The sequence below is a fragment of the Lentibacillus sp. L22 genome (assembly GCF_040812445.1).
In the GTDB taxonomy this organism is placed as follows: Bacteria; Bacillota; Bacilli; order Bacillales; family Amphibacillaceae; genus Lentibacillus_C; species Lentibacillus_C daqui.
Genome location: NZ_JBFNXI010000015.1, coordinates 22,358 through 40,638, shown reverse-complemented (window position 1 = coordinate 40,638; position 18,281 = coordinate 22,358). Strand labels below are relative to the sequence as shown.

The following is an 18,281-nucleotide window of genomic DNA, read 5'->3' as shown; positions in this document are numbered from 1 at the left end:
CCTTTACGTATGCATACATGGAAGTGCCGAAACAAACACATAGGCAGGAATGTCTTCACCAGTAATATTGTCTTTTATAGACATTGTTTGTCCCGCCCAGTCTACCTCTAATAATTCACCTGGCTTTCGCTTGATTCGCATGGTGGCCTTTGTTTTGTTGGCATACGCATGATAAAAACGACAAAATTGACGGTAGCTATAAGATATTTCGTTATTAGCCCTGCAACTTAAGCAATATTCATCCCATAAAAGAGAAAGGGTTACCCCGCTTTTCGCCAATTCTTTATGAATATACTCGCAATCTGGCATTCTCCTAAATCCAGAATCCACACTCCTTTCTGGATATAAAAACCTTTGAAGCTCTGCATCCGACATATCTTTTTCAAAGGGCCAAGAAATTCCACAATTCCGCGCCCTTTTTAGGACATCATTTACGGTTGTCCTTGAATTGGAACAACTTGAAGCAATCCCCCTCTGACTTACTCCTTGGGCACGAAGCCTAAGGATTTCACGATATTTAATCACAAAAAAGGCCTCCTATATAATGAATTTGCACATTAGTATGCAAATTCATTATATAGGAGGTGGTTCATTTATGTCCGTAGTGGTCCAAAATCATGTCACAAGTGGTCCAGAAATATGGCAAAGGTGGTATAATTCTATGTCCTTATTCACAGTGGATATAGTCCATTTTAAACAGGAAGGAACCATCATAAGAGTACTGCCGGATAACGCAAAATCACGGGTGGAACGAATTCTAGGATTATTGGGCATGAAGGACGTTGTTTTCACACAGCCCCAAGGCATAAAAACTGTCGAAAAAACAAGCAAATAACGACAGCAAGAAAACTTTTTGCCCATTTCATGTAGAATAAGAAAAGATATTGTCAGCCGTTGCAGAAAAAAGTCGTAAAAACAAATAATAGTTGTTTCTACGACAGTTGCATTATGAAAAAATCCTGTGGGCAATGTGCCTGCGCGGAATCTGGGATTAATATCTATTTCTTGCTATAAACTACATGAGCTTAATCGATGATATCGCTTATTCAAAATGGTATAGTAAGGTTAAAGAATCAGAATTAATAGTTAACAGCAAAGGGGCGATGGAATGGAGATTAGAAATCTGAAAACATTTCAAGTTGTAGCTGAAAAACTAAATGTAACATTGGCTGCAGAAGAATTGAGATATACTCAACCCACAGTCTCTTTACAAATAAAAGCATTAGAACAAGAACTTAATCATAAACTCTTGACCAGAGTTGGAAAAAAGACCTTTTTAACAGCAGCTGGAAAAAAGTTCAAAGTTCATGTTGACAATTTATTAGCATATGTTGATCAAATTGAAAAAGATATGCAAGAACTACATGGACCGGCAGGCATTCTTACAGTAGCAGCTTCTGAATACTATTGCACACGTCATCTTTCACTATTACTGAAAACATATACAGAAATGTATCCAAATGTAAGATTAAATCTCCTCCCATTAAATAGCAGTTATGCTATTCAAAGTGTTAGAAATTATATCGCGGATATTGCAATTATTGCAAGTGAAGATGATGGAAACGATTTCAATAAAAATTTTTTAGAAGAAGAACAGGCTTTGCTAGTTGCTTCAGCCGAAATTAGTAAAGGAAAACAATCGGAGGAGATTTTCGCTAACTATCCATTTATTTCATACAATGATGATTGCAGTTTTAGTGATATCATTAACCAATATTTCAAAGAATGTGGTACTCAACCTCTATCAACTATTGTTTGCGGCGGTAGTGATGAAATAATCAAGCGAATAGTTTTAAACGGCACAGGTTATGCTATTTTAGGTGAAAATGTGATTAAAAAAGAACTAAATGACGGATCGATTATAATTTTGGAAAAAGTATCAGATCCTATAATTACTTCTTCTATTAACTTAAAAATACGTTCTGATGAACCGAATATCCAAACCTTTAATGATTTATTACAAAATACATGGCCTTTGTATTAGTAATTAAATAGAGATCCCTTATAATACAGGGAGTTTATCAAAATCAATGGTTATCAGTAGAGTACAGCTATATTCTAGCTGTACTCTGTAAAAATATGCTTTTTATAATTGTTTGATTATGAATAAAATATATGCTGCGTTGAAATGCGTCTTTTCGAATAACTGAAACAGCTCGATAATAGTAACACTGGCAAATAGAACCGACTAGTATAATTTCTTTCTTTGATGGATTCCAACTATTTTCACTTCTGTTTCAACCATTGTTTTTGGTGTTGATCATAGATTAAATTCGCTTTATATAAAATATTGGTTTCGTCAATAAATTTGTAGCTTATCCCTCAACTTCTAACTCCCTCAAATATTCCGATACCTTCTCCAATCCTCCTTTCAATACTTCTGTACTGCATGCGTATCCTATCCTTACCGTTCCCTCCAAGTCAAAACAGCTACCTGGTGCTAAAAACGCTCCGTTCATTTCATATAACCCTATACAAAAATCAACAGAAGACATGTCATAATCAAAGTGAATCATTGCAGTTGTTCCTGCTTGTGGCTTAACATAACTCATTTTAGGTTCTTGTTGAATCCATTGATCTAGTATTTCAAAATTATCATGTATGATTTTCAAATTTCGGTCCATTATATGTTCGTAATTCTTAATAGCATGAACCGCTAATATATCATCTAACATGCCACAGCTGATTGTTGTATAATCGCGATGTTTTATACATTCCGCTATAACATCTTCTCCTGCAGCTATCCACCCAAGGCGTAACCCTGCTAAAGACAATACTTTTGACATACTGCTTGTACTAATTCCTTTTTCATAAATATCTACAATTGACGGAACATCCGCATCAGGATTCTGTAACAAATTACGATAAACTTCATCGCATAGTACATAAGCATCAACCGATTTTGCAATCTCAACAATTTCTTGAAGCAGATCTCTTTCCATTACCGCACCTGATGGGTTATTTGGATTATTGATTATAATAAGCTTTGTTTTACCACTAACAAGTCCTCTCAGTTCATCTAAATCTGGAAGAAACTTATTTTCAGCTCTTAATTCTAATTTTTTCACATCTGCACCAAAGGATTCTGGTACGTCATATAGTTGCTGATAAGTTGGGTGAACACTTACCACTTCATCTCCTTTTTCTACTAATGAATACAACAAAAGAAAATTCGATCCTATAGCTCCATTCATTGCTAATACATTTTCCGGGTTTACATTATCATATAATCCAGCTACTGCGTTTCTAAATTCCGGAGAGCCTTCAATATGTCCGTAAGTTAATTTCTTATCGGAAAGATTCTCAAAGAATGTTTCGTATGAATCATTATTAAGTTCAATCAACTCTCGTAATGTCAGTGAATCTACACATGTTTCTGCTAAGTTATATACTGCTCCGCCTTCGTATTCATTCATCCATTCTTCAATTTTAAAATGATTGATTTTCATAAATATTCCCCTCACTTTTATATTATTTAACTATGTTTATTATAATATTTTACCGCTTTATTTCTTACAAACTCCTCATTTACATTTAATCCAAACCCAGAACGATCACTAACAATTATTCTACTATCACGATATTCTGTTTCGCCAACATCATCTTTAAACATCAATGGGCCAACCATTTCATTAGAACGAATAATGTACTGTGATAGTGAAAGGTGTGCACCTGCCATTGTTCCAACTGCTGTTTCAACCATTGAACCCACTTGACAGAACAGTCCTAAAGATTCAGCCAGACTTGCTAATTTTAGTGCTGGGTAAATCCCGCCTGTTTTCATCAGCTTAATATTAATAAAGTCGGCACCTCTATATTTGTTCAATTCTATTAAATCAGATATATCATGAATACTTTCATCAGCCATAATTTGAACATGTGTAGCATTTCTAACCTCTGCCATCGCCTTATGGTCCCCAGCTTTTGTCGGCTGCTCATACCATTCAACACGACAATCACGTGTCTGCTCTATCACATATACAGCTTCAGTCACTGTCCAGCCTTGATTAGCATCGACGCGCAATTTGACTTTTTTAGGAAGAACTTGGCTGACCTGACGGATACGCTCAATATCCGTTTCAACGTCTGTTCCCACTTTGATTTTCACATGTCTAATCCCTTTTTTCAAAAGTTCCGCGGCTTCTTTTGCCATTTTTTTCGGCGGCAGGATGCTAATCACATTGGGAATATCTAAATGGCTATGAGTTTTTCCACCAATTAGCCGGTAAACAGGTTGGCTTAAAATATTCCCCACTAAGTCGTACAACGCTAAATCTATAGCTGCTTTTGCTGCTGGCACATGAAAAATTCTTTCATTCATTTTTTGATGAATGAGATTCAGATTAAACGGACTATCATCAATTACAAGAGGAGCTAATTCATGATTAATAATTTCCAGTGTACTTTCCCAAGTCTCTCCTGTAACATAGGGATCTGGAACGGATTCTCCCCAGCCGAAATATCCATCTTCAGTTTCCATTCGAACCAAGATAACTGGCATATCATCAAAATGGTTATAAGAAATGATAAAGGGTTTAATAAGATTCATTGTCAAGCCAAAAATTTCTACTTTTTTAATCTTCATTTTCCACTTCACCAAATTTCTTAATAAATTCTGCTAACCTTTTCATATCAATATTGCCACCAGAAATGAGATTAAGCACCTTTTTCCCTTTCAGATGATCTAATAAGCCTTCTTGAAATGCTGCTACCCCAACAGCTCCTGAACCTTCAATCATATAATGATGTTCATTGGCTAACCAATAGACAGCTTTCGCTACGCTCTCCTCTTCAACTAATACAAATTCATCCACAACCTTCTTCACAAGCTCAAAATTTCCTTGTCCAATTCCACCATGCAAGCCTTCTGCATAAGAATCCTGATATTCTACATCTACAATTTTTCCGGATTTATAGGAATAGTACCAAGGAGGCGAAGCATGTGTCTGTACGCCTATTACCTTTATATTCGGGTTAATTGCTTTTGCAACGAGTGCAGTTCCGCAAATTAATCCCCCCTCCGCCAGCTGGAACGACAACTGCATCAAAATCCGGCTCCTTTAAAAATGATTCTAAAGCCGCTGTTCCTTGACCTGCAATAATATCATCATCTTCAAATGCTTCAACAAACAATCGTCCGGATTCTTCTACAAATTGATATGCATATTTCTCAGCTTCATCATATGTTTTTCCTTTAACAATGATTTCCCCGCCCAGTTGGCGGATCCCTTCCAATTTTACTTCAGGTGTTGTTTCAGGAACGACAATTTTAGCTGAAACATTTTTCAATGCAGCCGCATATGCCAGGCCTTGAGCATGGTTTCCAGCTGAGGCAGTTGTTACGCCATTTTTTAATTCTTTTTCAGTTAATACATTCAGTTTATTTAATGCACCTCTAACTTTGAATGATCCAGTCTTTTGAAAGTTTTCTAATTTAAACCATATATTTGCATCTGTTTGTGAAGATAGCTTGGTTGATTCAACTAATGGCGTATGATTTACACGTCCCTTTACTCTTTTATATGCCTTTAATACATCTTGATATGTTACATGAAGTACCATATTCGCTCCTCCCTTTTTTTATCGATAATCTCTAACTATTTGAATAATCAGTTCAATAGCATCTGCCAAAACTTCCTCATCTATTTCAAAACGTGCATGATGGTGAGGGTATTTGCTGTTTTCTCCACCCATTCCCACAAATGTAAAAGCTCCAGGTCGATGAAGTAAATAATGCGAGAAATCTTCTGCACTCATTACAGGAGGAATTTCCTTAAATACATCATCCTTAAACTCCCGTCGAACAATCTGCTCTACTCGTCGACTCTGCTCAACATGATTGATTAATGGTGGTGTTCCCTTTATATATTCCAATGTTCCTTTTGCGTGAAAGGAATGACAAATCCCGCTGATTATTTCACGCATCCGTTTTTCAATATAGTCGACTACCTCTATTGAAAAACCACGTACTGTCCCTTTCATAGTTACTGTATTTGGAATAATATTATACGTTTTTCCCGCTTCTATGCTGCCTATCGATATAACTTTTGTTTGAATGGGGTCTGTATTACGGCTTACGATGGACTGCAATGCTTGAATAACATGTGAACAAATATAAGTTGGATCTACTGTTGCATGTGGCATAGAACCATGACCACCGGACCCTTCAATGGTAATAATAAAATCATCTGAAGATCCCATCATCGGACCATGAGAAAGACCAATTTTACCTTTTTCTAAACCTTGCCATAAGTGAAAACCATAAACTGCATCAACATTCTTAAGGACACCTTTCTCAATAAGATCATTTGCACCACTCGGTTCAATTTCCTCAGACGGCTGAAAAATCAATACAATATTAGGTGAAATCTCTTTTTTGTTTTTAGAAAGCCACTTTGCCGCAGCTAACAACACAGCTATATGGCCATCGTGTCCACAAGCATGTGAAACGCCTTCATTTTGCGATTGGTATATTTTCTCTCCTTCTTCTTGTACTGGCAGCGCATCCATGTCTGCCCGCAATGCAATTGTCTCCTCGTCCTGTGTCCCTTTTATATAACCAATCACTCGCGGAAGAGAATAATCCATCAATTCAATATTCAATGATTCTAAACGCTGTTTGACATACTTTGCTGTTTCATATTCTTGCCACGACAATTCTGGATATTGGTGTAAATATCTGCGGTCTTCAATTGCCTCTGCAGTAAGTTTGGCCATAATGGATAGATTCATAATTTTCCTCTTTTCCTGAAAGAATTTTATACGACTGTCCAATATTAAATAATCTATTAAAACAGGAATAAATGAGCAATGGTTACGAATACAGCACCTAATGTATAATGAATTAACAATAATGGCCATATCCAACGCACCCACTTTGTCCAAGCGATGCCTGCTGCAGCTAATCCTGCCATAAAGTACCCGGAGGTTGGTGTAAAAATATTAGAAATACCGTCACCAAATTGAAAAGCTAAAACGGCTGTTTGGCGATCAACACCAACTAAGTCTGCCAACGGTGTCATAATAGGCATTGTCAAAGCAGCTTGTCCACTTCCAGATGGAACAATAAAATTTATCAAAGACTGGGAAATATACATCCCTATTGCTGTTAAACTGCCGGGAAGACCACTGACCGCGTTGGAAATTGCATATAAAATAGTATCTATAATCATACCATCTTCTAAAACAGCTAAAATACCATAAGCGAATCCAACTACGAGAGCGCCAAGTACTAATACTTCACACCCTTTAACAAAACTCTCTGCGATTTCATTTACACGCATTTTAGCTACTATCCCCATAATGATACCCATTAAAAGAAATAAACCGGCAATTTCTTTAATAAACCATCCATACTGCATAACACCAAACGCTAATGTGAAAATAGTCAATATTAAAGTTCCAATAATAATCATCTGTCTTTTGGTCAAATCTTTTCTTTCCACTTGTTTGATGCTCGCTTTTTTCTTCTTATCTTCTTCATACATTAAACTTTTTGTCGGGTCTTTTTTGATTTTACGTGCATATAACATGACATAAGTAATCGTCACACTAACAAAAATAAACCAGAAAATGATTCTTGGCACAAACCCTGAATAGATTGGTAACTCTGCAATGCTTTGGGCTACTCCTACTGTAAATGGATTCATAAAAGCAGCGGAAAATCCAGCGGAGGCGCCACCAAGCACAATAGCTGCACCAACAATAGAGTCATACCCTAATAACAACGCAAGCGGAGTTATTATCATTATATACGGAATGGTTTCCTCTGCCATTCCAAAAATTGCTCCTCCTAGTGCAAAGAACACCATTAAAACGGGAATCAGATAAATATCTTTCCCATTCATTTTTTGAGTAATCGATGTTACCGCATTATCCAATGCTCCGGTTGCTCGAAAAATACCAAATGCTCCTCCTATAATAAAGATAAAAAAAATAATCTCCGCACCATTTACCATACCTTGATGAACAGATTGAAATATGTCTAAAAAACCAACTGGTTCAGACTCGATACCTTTGTAAGATCCATCTACAACCACAGCTCTTCCGTCAATTTCTGTACGATCGTATTCCCCTGCAGGAATAAAATATGTCGAAATAGCAGCAATTACAATTAAAGAGAAAATAATGACATAAACATGCGGAACTTTAAATTTACCATGTTTACGTGAATCATCGTAGTTCTCATTAAGTTCTGACATATAATTTTCTCCTCCCTTTAGAGTGAAACCAATATCAAATAAATCACTTTTTCTACAGATTGCAGAATAATTCTCAGTAATTCTGCCATTTCTGTTCTTTTTTGCAATATTTCTTTAAATCTTAAGTAATCATCCTTTCAACCACAATTTTATTTCTATAAAATCACTATTATATACATGACAACACTATATCTAACATTTTATTAAATGTTTATAAATCTATTTTTTAAACCTCCGGTTGAGATTATTACCAGCTAAATACCTGTATGTTTAACATGTATTAATAACTTAAACTAATTCGATTATATTTTAAAAAATTCTGGTTCACGATTTCTGTATACTGCATAATATTTTAAACCCATACTCTTTAATTTTTCACTTATTTCATTGAAGCCTTCACCTATTCTATCTGGAGTATGTGCATCAGAACCAAAAGTTACAATTTCTCCACCTAATTCAAAATATCTTTTAAAAATATCTAAATGTGGATTAATCATATTCTTAGTAACAAACTTAGATGTGTTGCATTCAAGTCCTCTTCCTGAACTAATAACCTCTTTTAAAATTTCATCAAGTACATCCGCAAATTTTAAATATGAAAAATATTCTACAGCTCCGGGACAGTATCTTAATACAAAGTCCATATGTCCTACAACATCACAATTCTTAAAACCCTTTAGATTAATCAGTTCCTGTTCAAAATAACTCTCACAAGCCTCCTGAATTGATACAGATTCATAATGCTTTTTATCCTCAGCATCTAATTCATTAAATCGATGTGTCGAACCAATAATAAAATCAAAAGGATATTCGGAAGCATACTGATTAAGCATTTCTACCAAATGCGGTTGTATTCCTAATTCAATACCCAATAGAACTTCTATTTTATCTTTATATAATTCTTTGTAATTAAGAATTTCATTAACGTATGGTTTCGTTTCGCCCGTATCATTAAGTAAAAACGTAAAATAATCTGGCGGAAAAGGTGTTGCGTCATAGTCTTGATGGTCTGTAATACATATACTTCTCATGCCTTTACTAATCGCAGTTTCAATATTGTCTTTTAAGGGTGTATTTGAATCACTTGACCAATACGTATGGTTATGCATGTCGACAATCATTATGATACCTCCATTAATTTACTTTACTTTTGAAATCCTGATCATCTATTTTATTTTCTAAAATATGTTTATTTGTTTTGTTTTCCAAAGGTTTTATACTAATGCCTGTAAATGCGTAAAGGTATGCTATTATCCAAATAAAATAACTCATAAAAGCATACGGTAAATAGGATATAATAGGAACTCCAAATACAGCTGGATAGTATACACCAGAACCTGACCATGGTACAAAACCAGCAAAACCAGTCCCAAAGTCCTCCATAGTTCTAGATAAATTCAAAGTTGAGTATCCCATCTTTTTGAACTTATCAGAATACATTTCACCAGTAAGTATTAATGCTAAAGTCGAACTTCCACCTACCGCCACTAAAAAGACTACTGAAATTGAGGTCGCAAATATCAAACCAAATCTTGTCTTTATAGACTCAAATAACTTCCCTAACAAAACTTCTAAAGCACCTATTTGTTCCATAACTCCGGCAAAGTAAAAACAAATATAAATCACGATAAATGCTTGCAACATAGAAGCTAGTCCGCCTCTATTCAATAATTCAGTTGCTCCAGCGCCCGCATCAGAGGCTATAAATGCGGGGTTTGCACTTTCAATCATACTTAAATCAAATCCATCATAAAGAGCAATAACCCCATCTACCAACGCATATCCCTGATAGAAAATACCAATTAATATTGCTACAATGGATGATAAAACCATCATTACAGTAGACGGTTTTTTTCTTATAGCACCGTAAATCACAATAAATAACGGGATTAAAACAACAATATTCCAGTCATAAGCTGTATTTAATGTGTCTAATAGATGTAATGTTTCATCAGGTAATCCGTGGCCGGTTGCACTAGCATTTATCCCCATAACAATGTATATAATTAAACCTAATATTGCAGCTGGAATAACGGTTTTAGTCATGTGCTTAATATGATCGAAAATATCATTTTTTGTGGATAATGCTGCTAAAATCGTTGTATCAGATAATGGTGATAACTTATCTCCAAATATTGCTCCCGTATAACATGCACCTGCTACTGCTGCAACATTTACATTTGGCATCCCCATAGCAATACCCATCATAGTAATTCCTGCTGTAGCAGCTGAACCCCAAGCAGTACCTGTGCTCATAGAAAAAACTGCACATAATATGAACGCAGAAGCTAAAATCCATTGTTCACTTACTAATTGTACTCCATAATAAATAAACATAGGAATCGTTCCAGAAAACATCCATGAACCAAGTAAAAATCCAACTGCTATTAAAATTGACATAGCGGGAATTGCTGATTTAATTTTACCTGCAGTATATTCCTCCATTTCTTTCCATGTATACCCACATCTCCAACCTATAAATATTAAATAAGCAACTGCTATGGCAATTAATGCAGGCGCTGGTAAATCTGCTAATGTCCCAAAAAAGAAAATAACTAACAACACAATCACTGATGACAGCGCTTCCATTAATGAGGGTTTTCTTTTTATTTTTTCTTTCATAATAGATTCCACCTTGTGTAAAAGTAGTTTCTTATTCCTATTTAATTATTTGCATTGATTATACTCATTTCTAACTCATATTCCGATATCGCGTCATCAATTATAGAAATACCTTGTTCCAAATGTTTTTTATCTATCGTTAGTGGTGGCATCATTCGTATTACCTCGCCTTTATTTCCACTTAGGTAGAGGATTACTCCTTTATCAAGACATTTTTTAAGTATCTTCATTAATCCTTCTCCATTTGGTTCACCAGTCACTGGATGAATAATTTCAACCCCTAACATCAATCCAATCCCTCGTACATTACCAATCACTGGGTGATTTTCTTTCAGTTTTTCTAACTTTTCCAATGCATAAGCCCCTAAAATTCTAGAATTTTTAATTAGATTTTCATCTTTTAATACATCAATAGTTACACATGCAGCTGCACATGCAACTGGATTTCCTCCAAAAGTTGTACTATGACTCCCAATTGTCCATTGCTCCATCAGCTTTTTAGAAGCCACTGTAGCACTCAACGGTAGCCCACTGGCTATTCCTTTTGCGATTGCCATAATATCTGGAATTACTCCAAATCTATTTGCCGCAAACCAGTCACCGGTCCTTCCAAAACCTGTTTGAATTTCATCAAATATCAATAAAATATCATGCTTATTGCAAATTCCACGAATTTTCTTTAACCAGGCTTGCGGAGGAATAACATACCCTCCTTCACCCAATACTGGCTCTAAAATAACTGCCGCAACTTCTTCCGGGTCAACTTGATGACTAAATAACCGATTAAAATCTTTTTCAACATGTTCGGACCAATAAACTTCTGGGTCTTCTCCTGCAGGGGTCTCTGTAATCTGTGCGTAAGGCAATTGATACGACATATTACCGCCAACAGGTAAATTTCTTCTATACTTACTTTTGGAAGAAGTCAGGCTCAACGCCCCCATTGTTCTTCCATGAAACCCTCCTAAGAATGAAACAACATAGGGCCTTTTCGTCACATGTCTAGCTAACTTAACAGCTCCTTCAACGGCTTCAGAACCACTATTACCAAAGAAGAAACAATCTAACGAATCTGGTAAAATAGTTTTTAACTTTTTTGCTAATTGAAGAATAGATTCATAATTAATAATACCAATTGGACCATGGAGTAAATGATCCACCTGGTTTTTAATAGCTGCAACAACCTTTGGATGTCTATGCCCCGTATTTTCTGTTGCAATTCCAGAAGTGAAATCCAAATATTTACGCCCATCTATACCGATATAATAAAACCCTTCAGAGCTTTTAACGGGAAGATTGGGAAAATCTTTAGCCATTGTTGGTGCTAACAGTCCCTCTTCATCTATTGTTTTCCAATCAATCATTAATCACATCTCCCATTTTCAAAGATTTTAAATATTTGATTTGATTTTTCCATAGAGTTACTATTCAGTCAAACTCAATCTATAAAATATTTTTATAGTAAAAAAGAATGGATTTGGTAAAGGTTATTTCGTATATTTCACTAATAATTTTATAATAATACAAAAATTAATTAAATAATCTATTTTAATCTTCGTAAAGGATAGAGGGTTACATACTTTCAAGGAATTTTCTATTTCGCGAACGCATAGTTTAATAAACTATTCCTGTATATTTATAAACAATTTTTGTTAAGTTGATACAAATAGTCCAAATAATTAAAATGTTCTTATATTTAGTTGGGAGGTAATTATATTAGGACAATCAAAGAGAGGAGTAAACATGGCCCCGGATACAATTCGATATGCAGGGATAACAGATCGGTTAAAAAAATCGGTCATTCTGTGAACGACCTTGGGAACATTGATATTGCTCAAACAGGTGTGGAGGATAATCCGTCCACTAACTTGAAAAACTTAGATGCAATCAGAAAGACTAATTTAAAATTACAAGAACAGGTAGATGAAATTATCAAAAAAGATGAGTTTCCGCTCATTTTAGGAGATCATAGTATTGCAATCGGAACAATGGCAGGAGTAACTCAGAATTATTCCTTGGTGTTATCTGGTATGATGCACACGGAGATTTGAATGTACCTGATACTTCTCCATCTGGGAATATTCATGGTATGACACACGCAGCTATTTTAGGGTATGGACATCCTTCTCTCACCAATATTGGTGGCAGTATCCCTAAGATAAAACCTAAAAATGTAGTTATCATTGGTGCTCGTGACCTTGATGATGGTGAAAAAGAATTTATTCAGGAAATTGGAATAAAGGTTTATACAATGCACGAAATTGATAAATTAGGAATGACTCAGGTTATACAAGAAACTATTGATTATCTTAAAGAAACAGATGGTGTACATTTATCATTGGATTTGGATGGATTAGATCCCGTTGATTGTCCTGGTGTTAGAACTCCAGTATTAGGCGGCATTAGCTATCGTGAGAGTCACCTAGCAATGGAATGTTAGAAGATGCTAAAATAATTACTTCAGCTGAATTCGTTGAAGTAAATCCAATTCTTGATGAAAGAAATAAAACAGCTACTGTAGCTGTAGCACTTATCGGTTCTTTATTTGGTGAAAAATTGTTAGAGCCCTCCTATACAAATCGACGTATAAATAGTGAAACATTGTAATTAATTCTATAGATAAACACCATTACAATAAAAACTATCAATTGATGTATTAAATTTTTTTATGGAGTAATTAAATAATCGGTGCCTCTTTGATTGATTTTTTAATGACAGACAAGAATTAATCTAATAGTTTGATAAAAATAAAAACGGTCATTTGCATTTCATAAGTGACCGTTTTTATTTTTATTGTTTTTACTGGACAGTGAAGAGTTCTAACAAGAAAATGCAGGAAAATAACCCTTTCTGGCGAATATATCTAATAGCCTAACTTACCGGAAAAGATCATCCAGTTATATGGACATCGCTTCAAAATCGAATCTACTTTCCGAGAAATGAAACAGGTCATCAATGGTTTCGGTTATCATTTCTGGAGTAAATTGATGTCAAAGCTGAACCGTTATTTAAAAAAGGACAAAGCGCATCCGTTAGAGCAGATTACGGACGCAAAAGATAAAGAAAACATCCAGTTGGCCATCAAAGCCATCGAAGGATACGTGATGTGCAGCTGTATCGCCATGGGGCTGTTACAGCTGATTTCGATTCGTTATTCCCATCGTGTCCCTGGTCTGCTCTTTCTTTACTTGCGGACACCCTCCAAAGCAGTCATCTCCGAAGCTACGGTGAAGGCTTATTTGCAGCGGTCTATTTTTTACCTGTTTGCCCAAAATCCGCATTTATCCATACGCAAATAATTCAATGTAAGCAGGAAATACCTGATTTTGAGGACGATTCACTGGCTTCTTAGTGTTCAGAACTTTTTACTGTCCAGTAGTTTAGCTTAGGTATCTTTAATTTCCCTTAAGCAAAACATAAAGAAATCTAAAGAAAATTAAACCAGCATGAAGCCTACTCCCCAAATTGTTTTTATATACTCATCAGAAGTGATTTCAGCAATTTTTTTGCGAAGATTGGAGACATGAACACTAATGGTATTGTCATCGCCTAAGTAGGTCCCTTTCCAGATTCTTTCATAAATCTCCTTTTTGGAAAAAGCATGCTCCGGATGATTTACCAATAAGGACAGAATATCAAATTCTGCATTCGTTAATTGCAACTCGTTGTTTTCTAAAGATACAGATAGTTTCCCCGGGTTAATGTTCAGTCCACGTCATACTTTCTCCGCCGTTCGCGATGAATTAGCAATTGATTTACGTAATTGAACTTCAACTCTAGCCAACAACCTCTTCTTGATTAAAGGGCTTGGTTATATAATCGTCTGCCCCCATTTTCAATACTTGTACTTTATCTTCTATATCAATCTTGGCTGAAATTACAATAATTGGAATGTAACTCTCTTTCCTGACATGGTTTATTAATTCTTCCCCGCTTACTCCTGGTAACATCAAGTCCAATATAATTAAATCGTATGTATTATTTTGCAACTGTAACAGCCCTTCTGTACCAGAATAAGCCAGAACCGAAACCATGCCTGATTTTGTTAAAATTACACTTAGTAGCCTACCAATTTCTTGATCGTCTTCAACTATTAAAATCCTTTTACCCTCATTCATAGTCGTCACCTGTCTTTGAAAAACTATTACTGTTGATTATAACCAATTATAGCGTGTTTTTGTTTTTTAATCCGTAATACTAGAATCGGAGCATGAATGCGTGGCATGTTAAAAATGAACAAGAAATTATTTTGATTCTTTTTCACGGTACGGATAAAACATAAACCCACTCAAACCCGAATTCTATGTCAACGGCGGTCTTAGTTTGAAAAAATCTTTCATCAAACAGCCAACTAAAAACCATCACTTTACACTAATTTTCACCCTTATTTTTTGCTATAATAGATGAATGGATTACGATAATGGAGGATTAAATCATTGTATAATGAAATGAAGGAATGGAAGCACATATTTAAATTGGATCCGGCGAAGGAAATTTCCAATGAAAACTTGGAGAAAATATGTGAATCAGGAACAGATGCCATCATGGTTGGCGGAACCGATCATGTTACATTGGATGGTGTGCTGGATTTATTATCACGCATACGCCGTTATACGGTTCCTTGTCTATTGGAGATTTCCAATATGGAGGCTATTACACCTGGATTTGATTATTATTTTATTCCGATGGTATTCAATGCAACGGATAAGAAGTGGATGATGGATATCCAACATCAGGCCATTAAACAATATAAAGACATCATGGATTGGAATGAAATTTTCGTTGAGGGATATTGCATCTTAAACGAACAGGCAAAAGCATTCAGCAAAACCAGTTGCGAATTGCCTGATACAGATGATGTAATTGCCTATGCTTATATGGCTGAGCATGTCTTTCATTTACCAATCTTTTATATGGAATATAGTGGCACATACGGAGACCCTGAGCTCGTCAAACAGGTGAAAAATGAGTTGAACGAGACAATGCTATTTTATGGTGGTGGCATTGAAACCAAAGAACAGGCTGCAAAAATGCATGAACATGCTGATGTGGTAATCGTCGGAAATAGTATATATACAAACTTGAAACAAGCGCTAAAGACAGTAAAAGCAGTGAAAAATTAAATTGCGTGTTCAAAAACGGGCGGTAATTAGTAGGAGATTCTTTATCTTGAAGTTTCATTTTAACCGGTGTTTTTGAACAACCTCTTAAAGGTGGTGTTAGTGTGAGTCAAACCACAGATGACTTACTAAACGGATTAAATAAAGAGCAGCGTGCGGCTGTTAAGCATACGGATGGACCATTATTGATTATGGCTGGGGCAGGCAGTGGCAAAACCCGTGTGTTAACCCATCGGATTGCTTATTTATTGCATGAAAAAGATGTTGCGCCACGAAATGTACTGGCGATCACTTTTACCAATAAAGCTGCCAGGGAAATGAAGGAACGTGTCCGTAAGCTGGTTGGAGCAGGAAGTGAACAAATTTGGGTATCTACCTTCCACTCCATGTGTGTGCGGATTTTACGCCGTGATATTGACCGGATTGGTTATAATCGCAACTTTACAATTCTGGACAGTAGTGATCAGCTATCCGTTATCAAGCAGATCCTAAAGAATTTGAACATCGATCCGAAAAAATTTGATCCGCGGGCAATGCTGGGACAAATTAGTTCCGCGAAAAATGAACTGGTTACACCGGAAGCATACAGTAATAAGGTTGGCAACTTTTATGAACGGCAGGTAGCAAAAATTTATCAAGCTTATCAAAAGATATTGCAAAAAAATCAGTCCCTTGACTTTGATGATTTAATTATGCAAACGATCCACTTATTTAAACGGGTTCCGGAAGTCCTTGAATACTATCAACGGAGGTTTCAGTATATCCATGTCGATGAGTATCAGGATACCAACCATGCCCAATACTATTTAGTGAAACAATTGGCCAATCGGTTCCAGAATCTATGTGTTGTCGGTGATTCGGATCAATCCATTTATGCATGGCGCGGTGCAGATATTCAAAACATCCTGTCATTTGAACAAGATTATCCCACTGCACGAACGATTTACCTGGAACAAAATTACCGATCGACCAAATCGATTTTGGATGCAGCCAACCAGGTCATTCGCAATAATCCCGGCCGTAAACCGAAAAATTTGTGGACCGAAAATGATGAAGGCAAACAGATCAAATATTACCAAGGGGCTACGGAACAGGAAGAGGCTTTGTTTGTGACCGATAAGATCCAGGAACTTACAAATGAACAAGGCTACTCACCAAGCGATATCGCTATTTTATATCGGACGAACGCCCAATCGCGAGCCATTGAGGCAACCTTGATGAAGTCAACGATTCCTTATCAAATGGTCGGCGGTCAAAAATTCTATGAGCGAAAAGAAATTAAAGATTTGACTGCATATTTGCGACTAATTACGAATCCGGATGATGATATCAGCTTTGAACGGGTCGTCAATGTTCCAAAGCGGGGCATCGGCAAAACATCCATCGATCGCCTGCGTGACTATGCAACAGAACATGATTTATCCTTTTACGAAGCGGTAAAAGACATTGCTTTGACTGGTGTGTCCAAGAAAGCGGCAAAAGCAATGGAGGAATTTACGACATTGATCCGTACATTATCACAACAACAGGAATTTCTAACTGCAACCGATATGGTAGAGGCTGTGTTGGAACGGACAGGCTATGAAACCATGTTAAAAAACGAAAACACCCTTGAGTCACAAAGCCGCCTGGAAAACTTGGAAGAATTCATGACGGTAACGAAGGACTTTGAAGCAAGCAGTGAAGATAAGACACTTGTCGCCTTTTTGACAGATCTTGCTTTAATCGCTGATATTGACCGGGTTGACGATGATGACGCTGACCAGGAAGAAAAAATCACCCTTATGACATTACATGCAGCGAAAGGATTGGAATTTCCGGTTGTCTTTTTAATTGGTATGGAAGAAAATGTCTTTCCGCATAGCCGTTCTCTGTTCGATGATAATGAAATGGAAGAGGAGCGTCGTCTTGCCTATGTGGGTATTACCCGCGCGGAAAAAGAACTGTATTTAACGCACGCAAAAATGCGCACATTATATGGCAGAACCAATATGAATCCAATCAGCCGGTTTATCAATGAAATCCCGGAAGAACTAATTGACGGAATGGAAGAGGTCCATCAAACCATGTTTGGCAGTATTGCAAAACAGGAAAAAGCGGCTGTTAGTCAACCATTGAAACGGAAGGCTCAAAAAATGCAAGAGACTACTGGTGCACAAAGTCAAACGTGGAAGCCTGGTGACAAAGCAATGCACAAAAAATGGGGTGTCGGTACGGTCGTCAAGGTAGAAGGAGAAGGTGATTCCATGGAACTGGATATTGCGTTTCCAGCACCAACAGGAATCAAACGATTATTAGCAAAATTTGCACCCATTACGAAGCAGTAGAAAGGTGTTTT

General features: G+C 36.3%; 17 protein-coding genes and 1 pseudogene. 6 read left to right on the top strand and 12 right to left on the bottom strand.

Annotation, left to right across the window (positions count from 1 at the left end):
- Window positions 1-3: 3 nt before the first annotated feature.
- Complete coding sequence (locus tag ABRT01_RS09075) at window positions 4-525, bottom strand: hypothetical protein (RefSeq protein WP_269411451.1); 522 nt, start codon at window positions 523-525, stop codon at window positions 4-6.
- A gap of 70 nt (window positions 526-595) precedes the next feature.
- Here ABRT01_RS09075 and ABRT01_RS09070 point away from each other — a divergent pair, with 70 nt between their 5' ends.
- Window positions 596-835 carry a hypothetical protein gene (locus ABRT01_RS09070; RefSeq protein WP_269411452.1) on the top strand — a complete coding sequence of 80 codons (240 nt, stop codon included), beginning with the start codon at window positions 596-598 and terminating at the stop codon, window positions 833-835.
- A gap of 273 nt (window positions 836-1,108) precedes the next feature.
- Complete coding sequence (locus ABRT01_RS09065) at window positions 1,109-1,984, top strand: LysR family transcriptional regulator (protein ID WP_269411453.1); 876 nt, start codon at window positions 1,109-1,111, stop codon at window positions 1,982-1,984.
- Between the two features lie 331 nt (window positions 1,985-2,315).
- Here ABRT01_RS09065 and ABRT01_RS09060 read toward each other — a convergent pair whose 3' ends face one another.
- The 9 genes from ABRT01_RS09060 to ABRT01_RS09020 form a co-directional block, all read right to left on the bottom strand.
- Window positions 2,316-3,449, bottom strand: a complete 1,134-nt coding sequence (locus ABRT01_RS09060; RefSeq protein WP_269411454.1) for an aminotransferase — start codon at window positions 3,447-3,449, stop codon at window positions 2,316-2,318.
- A gap of 26 nt (window positions 3,450-3,475) precedes the next feature.
- On the bottom strand, window positions 3,476-4,585 hold the full coding sequence (locus ABRT01_RS09055) for a mandelate racemase/muconate lactonizing enzyme family protein (protein ID WP_269411455.1): 1,110 nt from the start codon (window positions 4,583-4,585) through the stop codon (window positions 3,476-3,478).
- Window positions 4,575-5,045, bottom strand: coding sequence for a pyridoxal-phosphate dependent enzyme (locus tag ABRT01_RS09050; RefSeq protein ID WP_367746860.1), 471 nt, complete (start codon window positions 5,043-5,045; stop codon window positions 4,575-4,577). The genes ABRT01_RS09055 and ABRT01_RS09050 overlap by 11 nt, the downstream gene beginning before the upstream one ends.
- Complete coding sequence (locus ABRT01_RS09045; protein WP_367746859.1) at window positions 4,975-5,562, bottom strand: threonine ammonia-lyase; 588 nt, start codon at window positions 5,560-5,562, stop codon at window positions 4,975-4,977. The genes ABRT01_RS09050 and ABRT01_RS09045 overlap by 71 nt, the downstream gene beginning before the upstream one ends.
- An 18-nt stretch (window positions 5,563-5,580) precedes the next feature.
- Window positions 5,581-6,732: a M20 metallopeptidase family protein gene (locus ABRT01_RS09040; protein ID WP_269411457.1), complete on the bottom strand. Its 1,152-nt coding sequence runs from the start codon at window positions 6,730-6,732 to the stop codon at window positions 5,581-5,583.
- Window positions 6,733-6,788: 56 nt separating this feature from the next.
- Complete coding sequence (locus ABRT01_RS09035; RefSeq protein WP_269411458.1) at window positions 6,789-8,201, bottom strand: YfcC family protein; 1,413 nt, start codon at window positions 8,199-8,201, stop codon at window positions 6,789-6,791.
- 302 nt (window positions 8,202-8,503) lie between these two features.
- Entirely contained in the window at window positions 8,504-9,322 is an 819-nt protein-coding gene (locus ABRT01_RS09030) for a histidinol-phosphatase HisJ family protein (RefSeq protein WP_269411459.1), read from the bottom strand.
- A gap of 13 nt (window positions 9,323-9,335) precedes the next feature.
- On the bottom strand, window positions 9,336-10,823 hold the full coding sequence (gene nhaC / locus ABRT01_RS09025) for a Na+/H+ antiporter NhaC (RefSeq protein WP_269411460.1): 1,488 nt from the start codon (window positions 10,821-10,823) through the stop codon (window positions 9,336-9,338).
- Between the two features lie 41 nt (window positions 10,824-10,864).
- Complete coding sequence (locus ABRT01_RS09020; protein ID WP_269411461.1) at window positions 10,865-12,187, bottom strand: aspartate aminotransferase family protein; 1,323 nt, start codon at window positions 12,185-12,187, stop codon at window positions 10,865-10,867.
- A gap of 379 nt (window positions 12,188-12,566) precedes the next feature.
- Between ABRT01_RS09020 and rocF the strand changes: the two are divergent.
- Both rocF and ABRT01_RS09010 read left to right on the top strand, forming a co-directional pair.
- Window positions 12,567-13,430, top strand: a pseudogene (gene rocF / locus ABRT01_RS09015) (arginase).
- A gap of 380 nt (window positions 13,431-13,810) precedes the next feature.
- Window positions 13,811-14,122: a hypothetical protein gene (locus ABRT01_RS09010; RefSeq protein WP_269411462.1), complete on the top strand. Its 312-nt coding sequence runs from the start codon at window positions 13,811-13,813 to the stop codon at window positions 14,120-14,122.
- Window positions 14,123-14,259: 137 nt separating this feature from the next.
- Here ABRT01_RS09010 and ABRT01_RS09005 read toward each other — a convergent pair whose 3' ends face one another.
- Both ABRT01_RS09005 and ABRT01_RS09000 read right to left on the bottom strand, forming a co-directional pair.
- Window positions 14,260-14,484: a winged helix-turn-helix domain-containing protein gene (locus ABRT01_RS09005; RefSeq protein WP_367746858.1), complete on the bottom strand. Its 225-nt coding sequence runs from the start codon at window positions 14,482-14,484 to the stop codon at window positions 14,260-14,262.
- 115 nt (window positions 14,485-14,599) lie between these two features.
- Window positions 14,600-14,941, bottom strand: coding sequence for a response regulator transcription factor (locus ABRT01_RS09000; RefSeq protein ID WP_367746857.1), 342 nt, complete (start codon window positions 14,939-14,941; stop codon window positions 14,600-14,602).
- A 330-nt stretch (window positions 14,942-15,271) separates the two neighbouring features.
- On the opposite strand from ABRT01_RS09000, the gene pcrB reads away from it, so the two are divergent.
- Together pcrB and pcrA are read left to right on the top strand one after the other, a co-directional pair.
- The gene (pcrB, locus tag ABRT01_RS08995) at window positions 15,272-15,946 is read left to right on the top strand and encodes a heptaprenylglyceryl phosphate synthase (protein WP_269412468.1); all 675 of its coding nucleotides are present in this window, start codon (window positions 15,272-15,274) and stop codon (window positions 15,944-15,946) included.
- Between the two features lie 101 nt (window positions 15,947-16,047).
- Window positions 16,048-18,270 carry a DNA helicase PcrA gene (gene pcrA, locus ABRT01_RS08990; protein ID WP_269411463.1) on the top strand — a complete coding sequence of 741 codons (2,223 nt, stop codon included), beginning with the start codon at window positions 16,048-16,050 and terminating at the stop codon, window positions 18,268-18,270.
- Window positions 18,271-18,281 lie beyond the last annotated feature (11 nt).

Excerpts from the sequence above, each read along its gene's own strand:
- ABRT01_RS09070 (WP_269411452.1), top strand. The coding sequence starts at position 596 with ATGTCCGTAGTGGTCCAAAATCATGTCACAAGTGGTCCAGAAATATGG.
- ABRT01_RS09065 (WP_269411453.1), top strand. The coding sequence starts at position 1,109 with ATGGAGATTAGAAATCTGAAAACATTTCAAGTTGTAGCTGAAAAACTA.
- ABRT01_RS09060 (WP_269411454.1), bottom strand. The coding sequence starts at position 3,449 with ATGAAAATCAATCATTTTAAAATTGAAGAATGGATGAATGAATACGAA.
- ABRT01_RS09000 (WP_367746857.1), bottom strand. The coding sequence starts at position 14,941 with ATGAATGAGGGTAAAAGGATTTTAATAGTTGAAGACGATCAAGAAATT.
- pcrB (WP_269412468.1), top strand. The coding sequence starts at position 15,272 with ATGAAGGAATGGAAGCACATATTTAAATTGGATCCGGCGAAGGAAATT.
- ABRT01_RS09035 (WP_269411458.1), bottom strand. The coding sequence starts at position 8,201 with ATGTCAGAACTTAATGAGAACTACGATGATTCACGTAAACATGGTAAA.
- ABRT01_RS09010 (WP_269411462.1), top strand. The coding sequence starts at position 13,811 with ATGTCAAAGCTGAACCGTTATTTAAAAAAGGACAAAGCGCATCCGTTA.
- ABRT01_RS09045 (WP_367746859.1), bottom strand. The coding sequence starts at position 5,562 with ATGGTACTTCATGTAACATATCAAGATGTATTAAAGGCATATAAAAGA.
- ABRT01_RS09050 (WP_367746860.1), bottom strand. The coding sequence starts at position 5,045 with ATGCAGTTGTCGTTCCAGCTGGCGGAGGGGGGATTAATTTGCGGAACT.
- ABRT01_RS09030 (WP_269411459.1), bottom strand. The coding sequence starts at position 9,322 with ATGATTGTCGACATGCATAACCATACGTATTGGTCAAGTGATTCAAAT.
- nhaC (WP_269411460.1), bottom strand. The coding sequence starts at position 10,823 with ATGAAAGAAAAAATAAAAAGAAAACCCTCATTAATGGAAGCGCTGTCA.
- ABRT01_RS09020 (WP_269411461.1), bottom strand. The coding sequence starts at position 12,187 with ATGATTGATTGGAAAACAATAGATGAAGAGGGACTGTTAGCACCAACA.
- ABRT01_RS09055 (WP_269411455.1), bottom strand. The coding sequence starts at position 4,585 with ATGAAGATTAAAAAAGTAGAAATTTTTGGCTTGACAATGAATCTTATT.
- ABRT01_RS09040 (WP_269411457.1), bottom strand. The coding sequence starts at position 6,732 with ATGAATCTATCCATTATGGCCAAACTTACTGCAGAGGCAATTGAAGAC.